The 514-nt window shown below is 74.7% G+C and carries 1 pseudogene; it reads right to left on the bottom strand.

Annotated elements, in window-relative coordinates:
• Positions 1–498, bottom strand: a pseudogene (locus tag HOV91_RS39260) (hypothetical protein); the annotation flags it as partial.
• Positions 499–514: the final 16 nt, after the last annotated feature.

Raw genomic sequence — 514 nt, 5'->3', positions numbered from 1 at the left:
ATCGGGGGCCGGGTCGGGGGATTCGTCGCCCGTGGGGGCGGCTACGGCCGTGTCCGGCCGCTCCGTGTCCGGCTGCCCGGTGTCCGGTCCGGGGTCGGCGGGCGCGCTGGGGTCCGGTTCCGTCGCGTCAACGGTGGCGGGTTCGGTCGAGGCCGCCGCAGCCGGTTCCGTCTCCGCGACGGTGTCGGGTTCGGTCGGCTCGGTGGCGGGTTCGGTCGGCTCGGTGGCGGGTTCGGTCGGCTCGGTGTCGACCGTTTCGGGCGCGGCGGGTTCTGCGGTTTCGGTGGTGGCCTGTTCGGCAGTGGTCCACGTCTTGGCGGCGCGGGGGGATTCGGGGTCGCGGTGGGAGCGGGCGGTCCCGGCGCTTTCCCAGACCGACAGGATGCGCCGCGCGGTGGAACCGGAGATCCCGGCCGCACCCGCCAACTCGTCGGCGGTGAACCCGGGATAGTTTCCCAACGCCGCCCACAACGCCTTCTCCGTGTCGGTGCGCGGCACGGGCACACCCGCACCC

The organism is Nocardia barduliensis, from assembly GCF_013315795.1.
Taxonomy (GTDB): Bacteria; Actinomycetota; Actinomycetes; order Mycobacteriales; family Mycobacteriaceae; genus Nocardia; species Nocardia barduliensis.
This window is presented reverse-complemented; position numbering and strand designations above follow the sequence as displayed.